Here is a 6,515-nt window from a genome sequence, read left to right on the forward strand (position 1 = left end):
CTGATAGAAACAGAAGCCACTGGAGCACCTCAAAAACACCATCATACACTAAATCAGTAAGTTGGCAGCATCACCGGGGTTAGGGATTGGCCTTACGCCATCAGCCGACGATTATTTAACAGGTCTGGCGCTTATTTTATTTATTCCCGGGCATCCGGCGGAAAAATACAAAGAGGAATTTTATCTCGGTCTGCAACGCGGCAGAAATAATACCACATTATTAAGTGCTATAACGCTGGAAGCCGCATTACAACAACGTTGCCGGGAAAATATTCATCGTTTTATTCACAACATTATTTATGACATCCCTGGGAACGCAACTCAGGCAATAGAAAAAATTAAACATATTGGCTCCAGTTCCGGCTGCGACATGCTGTATGGCATGGCCGATGGTTGTGCGCTGAGCCAAACCTACGGAGGGAATTATGTCAGTTAAAATAGTCATTAAACCGAATACCTATTTTGATTCTGTCTCACTGATGTCTATCTCCACGCGTGCAAATAAACTCGACGGCGTCGAGCAGGCATTTGTGGCGATGGCGACCGAAATGAATAAAGGCGTGCTGAAGAATTTAGGACTGCTGACGCCGGAGCTGGAGCAGGCGAAAAACGGCGACCTGATGATTGTCATCAATGGTAAATCGGGTGCGGACAATGAGCAGTTGCTGGCGGAGATTGAAGAACTGTTCAACACCAAAGCGCAAAGCGGCTCGCACGAGGCGCGTTACGCCACTATTGCCAGCGCCAAAAAGCATATCCCGGAAAGTAACCTGGCGGTGATTTCGGTCAACGGTCTGTTTGCCGCTCGCGAAGCGCGTCAGGCGCTGCAAAACGATCTCAACGTGATGCTGTTTTCCGATAACGTCTCAGTTGAAGATGAACTGGCGCTCAAGCAACTGGCTCACGAAAAAGGGCTGCTGATGATGGGGCCAGACTGTGGCACGGCGATTATCAACGGCGCGGCGCTCTGTTTTGGTAACGCCGTGCGTCGCGGCAACATCGGTATTGTTGGCGCATCCGGCACCGGCAGCCAGGAGCTGAGCGTCCGCATTCATGAATTTGGTGGCGGCGTTTCACAACTGATTGGCACCGGCGGGCGCGACCTGAGCGAGAAAATCGGCGGCCTGATGATGCTCGACGCCATCGGGATGCTGGAAAACGATCCGCAAACTGAAATTATCGCGCTGATTTCAAAACCTCCCGCGCCTGCGGTGGCCCGTAAAGTGCTGGAACGCGCCCGCGCCTGCCGCAAGCCGGTGGTGGTCTGCTTCCTCGGTCGTGGCGAAACGCCGGTTGACGAGCAGGGGCTACAGTTTGCTCGCGGCAGCAAAGAAGCGGCGCTAAAAGCGGTGATGCTCTCCGGCGTGAAACAGGAAAATCTCGACCTGCATACGCTTAACCAGCCGTTGATTGCGGATGTGCGTGCGCGTCTGCAACCCCAGCAGAAATACATTCGTGGCCTGTTCTGCGGCGGCACGCTGTGCGACGAAACCATGTTCGCGGTGATGGAAAAACACGGCGATGTCTACAGCAACATTCAGCCCGATCCGGAATTCCGCCTGAAAGATATCAACCGCAGCATCAAACACACCTTCCTCGACTTTGGCGATGACGACTTCACCAACGGCAAGCCGCATCCAATGATTGACCCCACCAACCGCATCAGTCGCTTGATCGAAGAGGCGCGCGATCCAGAAGTGGCGGTGATCGTGATGGATTTTGTGCTCGGATTTGGATCGCATGAAGATCCGGTCGGCTCCACCATCGAGGCGATCAAAGAAGCGAAAGCGATCGCCGCTGCCGAAGGACGCGAGTTGATCATTCTCGCCTATGTGCTGGGTACCGATCTTGATACGCCATCGTTAGAACAACAAAGCCAGATGCTGCTTGATGCCGGAGTGATTCTGGCGAGCAGCAGCACCAATACCGGATTGCTGGCGCGTGAATTTATCTGCAAAGGGGAGGAAGCCTGATGAGCCAGTCACTGTTTAGCCAACCATTGAACGTTATTAACGTCGGCATCGCCATGTTTAGCGATGACCTGAAAAAGCAGCATGTAGAAGTGACTCAACTCGACTGGACGCCGCCGGGGCAGGGCAATATGCAGGTGGTGCAGGCGCTGGATAACATTGCCGATTCGCCGCTGGCAGACAAAATCGCCGCCGCTAACCAGCAGGCGCTGGAGCGCATTATCCAGTCGCATCCGGTGCTGATTGGTTTTGATCAGGCGATTAACGTGGTGCCGGGCATGACGCCGAAAACCATTCTTCACGCCGGGCCGCCGATCACCTGGGAAAAAATGTGCGGCGCGATGAAAGGCGCGGTCACCGGAGCGCTGGTGTTCGAAGGACTGGCGAAAGATCTCGACGAGGCGGCTGAACTGGCGGCTTCCGGGGAGATCACCTTCTCGCCGTGTCACGAGCACGACTGCGTGGGATCGATGGCGGGTGTTACCTCGGCCTCGATGTTTATGCACATCGTAAAAAACAAAACCTACGGCAACATCGCTTATACCAACATGAGCGAGCAGATGGCGAAGATTTTGCGTATGGGCGCTAACGACCAGAGCGTGATTGACCGCCTGAACTGGATGCGTGATGTGCAGGGACCAATACTGCGCGACGCGATGAAAATTATCGGCGAAATCGATCTGCGCTTAATGCTGGCGCAGGCGCTGCATATGGGCGATGAGTGCCATAACCGCAATAACGCCGGGACGACGCTGCTGATTCAGGCGCTGACGCCGGGGATCATTCAGGCAGGTTATTCCGTCGAGCAACAGCGCGAAGTGTTTGAGTTTGTCGCCAGCAGCGACTACTTCTCCGGCCCGACGTGGATGGCGATGTGTAAAGCGGCGATGGATGCGGCGCACGGCATCGAATACAGCACCGTGGTCACCACCATGGCGCGTAACGGCGTCGAGTTCGGCCTGCGGGTCAGCGGATTACCGGGGCAATGGTTTACCGGTCCGGCGCAGCAGGTCATCGGCCCGATGTTTGCCGGTTATAAGCCGGAAGATTCGGGGCTGGATATCGGCGACAGTGCCATCACCGAAACCTACGGTATTGGCGGATTTGCCATGGCGACCGCGCCTGCAATCGTCGCGCTGGTGGGTGGCACGGTGGAAGAGGCTATCGATTTCTCCCGTCAGATGCGCGAAATCACCCTTGGCGAAAACCCCAACGTCACCATTCCGCTGCTTGGTTTTATGGGCGTGCCGTTGGCAATCGACATCACCCGCGTGGGTAGCAGCGGCATTCTGCCGGTGATCAACACCGCCATCGCCCATAAAGATGCGGGCGTCGGCATGATTGGCGCGGGCATTGTGCATCCACCTTTTGCCTGCTTCGAGAAAGCCATTCTTGGCTGGTGCGAACGTTACGGCGTCTGACCTACATGTTCATGCCGGATGCAGCGTGAACGCCTTATCCGGCCTACGAATGGCGCGAGAATTGTAGGCCTGATAAGCGTAGCGCATCAGGCAGTCTGGCGTTGGTCATAACTCCATCACCCTCTGTAGCGGACATAACAACATGAAAGAACTTGTGGTCGTTGCCATTGGTGGCAACAGCATTATCAAGGATAACGCCAGCCAGTCGATTGAGCATCAGGCGGAGGCGGTGAAAGCCGTGGCCGATACGGTGCTGGAAATGCTGGCTTCCGATTACGACATTGTGCTGACCCACGGCAACGGGCCGCAGGTCGGGCTGGATTTACGCCGTGCGGAGATTGCCCACGAGCGCGAAGGGCTGCCTTTAACGCCGCTGGCGAACTGTGTGGCGGATACGCAAGGCGGCATCGGCTATCTGATCCAACAGGCGCTGAACAACCGACTGGCGCGTCACGGTGAGAAAAAAGCCGTCACCGTGGTGACTCAGGTGGAAGTGGATAAAAACGATCCAGGGTTTGCTCATCCCACCAAGCCCATCGGCGCATTCTTCAGTGAAAGTCAGCGTGACGAATTACAAAAGGCGAACCCTGACTGGCGTTTTGTTGAAGATGCCGGACGGGGCTATCGCCGCGTGGTCGCCTCGCCGGAACCGAAACGTATTGTCGAAGCACCGGCCATTAAGGCGCTGATCCAGCAAGGCTTTGTGGTGATTGGCGCGGGCGGTGGTGGTATTCCGGTGGTGCGCACTGAAGCGGGAGATTACCAAAGCGTGGACGCGGTTATCGACAAAGATCTCTCTACCGCGCTGTTGGCCCGTGAAATTCACGCCGACATTCTGGTGATCACCACTGGCGTCGAAAAAGTGTGTATTCATTTTGGCAAACCGCAGCAGCAGGCGCTGGATCGCGTAGATATTGCCACCATGACCCGCTATATGCAGGAAGGGCATTTCCCGCCTGGCAGCATGTTGCCAAAAATCATCGCGAGCCTGACGTTCCTGGAACAGGGCGGCAAAGAAGTGATTATCACCACGCCGGAATGCCTGCCCGCGGCGCTGCGCGGTGAAACGGGCACCCATATTATTAAAACGTGAGGACGTAAGATGAAAGAAAGCAATAGCCGCCGTGAGTTTTTGAGCCAGAGCGGTAAGATGGTCACCGCCGCCGCGTTGTTTGGTACGTCTGTGCCGCTCGCCCATGCGGCGGTAGCTGGCAACCTAAACTGCGACGCGAATAACACCATGAAAATCACTGACCCGCACTACTATCTCGACAACGTGCTGCTGGAAACCGGTTTTGACTACGAAAACGGTGTGGCGGTGTAGACCCGCACGGCGCGCCAGACCGTGGAGATTCAGAACGGTAAAATTGTTGCGCTGCGCGAGAACAAGCAGCATCCGGACGCCACGCTGCCGCACTATGACGCTGGCGGTAAGCTGATGCTGCCCACCACCCGCGACATGCATATTCATCTCGACAAAACCTTTTACGGCGGGCCGTGGCGCTCACTCAATCGTCCGGCTGGCACCACCATTCAGGACATGATTAAGCTCGAGCAGAAAATGCTGCCGGAACTGCAACCGTATACTCAGGAACGGGCGGAAAAACTGATCGATTTATTGCAGTCGAAAGGCACTACCATTGCCCGCAGCCACTGCAATATCGAACCGGTTTCCGGCCTGAAAAATCTGCAAAATTTGCAGGCGGTGCTGGCGCGACGTCAGGCGGGCTTCGAGTGTGAAATTGTCGCCTTCCCGCAGCACGGTTTGCTGCTGTCGAAATCGGAACCCTTAATGCGCGAAGCAATGCAGGCAGGGGCGCATTACGTTGGCGGGCTGGACCCAACCAGTGTTGATGGCGCGATGGAAAAATCCCTCGACACCATGTTCCAGATTGCGCTGGACTACGACAAAGGCGTCGATATTCACCTGCACGAAACCACTCCGGCAGGCGTGGCGGCCATCAATTATATGGTTGAAACAGTGGAGAAAACGCCGCAACTGAAGGGCAAACTGACCATCAGCCATGCCTTTGCGCTGGCAACACTCAACGAGCAACAGGTAGATGAACTGGCTAACCGGATGGTGGTGCAGCAAATTTCTATCGCCTCGACGGTGCCGATTGGTACGCTGCATATGCCGCTCAAACAGTTACACGACAAAGGCGTAAAAGTGATGACTGGCACTGACAGCGTTATCGACCACTGGTCGCCTTATGGTCTGGGCGACATGCTGGAAAAAGCCAATCTCTACGCGCAGCTCTATATTCGTCCTAACGAACAGAACCTCTCCCGTTCGCTGTTTCTAGCCACTGGCGATGTATTGCCGCTGAATGAAAAAGGCGAGCGTGTATGGCCAAAAGCGCAGGATGACGCCAGCTTTGTGCTGGTGGACGCCTCCTGTTCCGCCGAGGCGGTGGCGCGTATCTCGCCGAGAACCGCAACGTTCCATAAAGGGCAACTGGTGTGGGGGAGTGTGGCAGGTTGATGCGCATTTGAAACGCCTGCAACGGTGAATAGTAAGAGATTTAAGCCCCAGGGAGTGGGGCGGGAATGGTTTGCTAATGAATGATCCTGAACTTTATAATCTCCCGGCATAATTTCCAGGGGATTATTTGAGAGAAATACACAAAAGTGAGTTTTAACAAAGGTATTTATCAGGCCATAAATGTGACCTGCTTCGGATAAAAAAGATTCAGTATCGAAAAACCAATGATATTCTTGCTGATGGTTACCAACAGTAATTAAGATGTGATTTGTTTTTCCGTAATCGCGAAAATATTCTCATGACCATAAAAGAAAAAATCTTACAAAAATATCCCCATGCTTCCTTTTGTACTTTTGGCGATTCTGCAGCGTTGGCCGATCACCTCGCAACGTTGATTGCGACTGGTGTTAAAACAGCTTCCTGTGGTTCGCTGGCAGGATGTATTGAAGACAACGCATTTCCGATGATTGGTGAGTATAAGATTGTAGAAAATAGCCGTGGTGAGCCTGTATGTGTTATCAGAGTGATTGGCCTGCATTTACTGCGCTTTTCTGATGTCACCGCGGGTAATGACTCCAACTTATTGATAGTGTTTTATGTTCAGATAATGCCCGATGACTTTGTCATGCAGCTCCACCG

General features: G+C 54.2%; 4 protein-coding genes and 2 pseudogenes. All 6 read left to right on the forward strand.

The window, feature by feature from the left end; all coding sequences use genetic code 11:
* Nucleotides 1-70: 70 nt before the first annotated feature.
* A pseudogene (locus tag OQV04_RS23020) lies at nt 71-436 on the forward strand (DUF2877 domain-containing protein); the annotation flags it as partial.
* Entirely contained in the window at nt 426-1,973 is a 1,548-nt protein-coding gene (gene fdrA, locus OQV04_RS23025; RefSeq protein WP_032280344.1) for an acyl-CoA synthetase FdrA, read from the forward strand. The pseudogene OQV04_RS23020 and the gene fdrA, both read left to right, overlap by 11 nt.
* Nucleotides 1,973-3,391 carry a DUF1116 domain-containing protein gene (locus tag OQV04_RS23030; protein WP_032280345.1) on the forward strand — a complete coding sequence of 473 codons (1,419 nt, stop codon included), beginning with the start codon at nt 1,973-1,975 and terminating at the stop codon, nt 3,389-3,391. Before fdrA ends, OQV04_RS23030 begins: the two co-directional genes overlap by 1 nt.
* A gap of 142 nt (nt 3,392-3,533) precedes the next feature.
* The gene (locus tag OQV04_RS23035) at nt 3,534-4,484 is read left to right on the forward strand and encodes a carbamate kinase family protein (protein WP_000661637.1); all 951 of its coding nucleotides are present in this window, start codon (nt 3,534-3,536) and stop codon (nt 4,482-4,484) included.
* Between the two features lie 9 nt (nt 4,485-4,493).
* Nucleotides 4,494-5,876 (forward strand): annotated as a pseudogene (locus tag OQV04_RS23040) (amidohydrolase family protein).
* A gap of 298 nt (nt 5,877-6,174) precedes the next feature.
* Nucleotides 6,175-6,515 (forward strand): ASCH domain-containing protein (locus tag OQV04_RS23045; RefSeq protein WP_332642998.1); only part of this gene is annotated, 341 nt, incomplete at its 3' end.

This window comes from Escherichia sp. Lx600-2 (genome assembly GCF_036662595.1).
In the GTDB taxonomy this organism is placed as follows: Bacteria; Pseudomonadota; Gammaproteobacteria; order Enterobacterales; family Enterobacteriaceae; genus Escherichia; species Escherichia coli.

Bases quoted from the DNA above. Each gene is read 5' to 3' on its own strand.
- OQV04_RS23035 (WP_000661637.1), top strand. From the start codon at position 3,534: ATGAAAGAACTTGTGGTCGTTGCCATTGGTGGCAACAGCATTATCAAG.
- fdrA (WP_032280344.1), top strand. From the start codon at position 426: ATGTCAGTTAAAATAGTCATTAAACCGAATACCTATTTTGATTCTGTC.
- OQV04_RS23030 (WP_032280345.1), top strand. From the start codon at position 1,973: ATGAGCCAGTCACTGTTTAGCCAACCATTGAACGTTATTAACGTCGGC.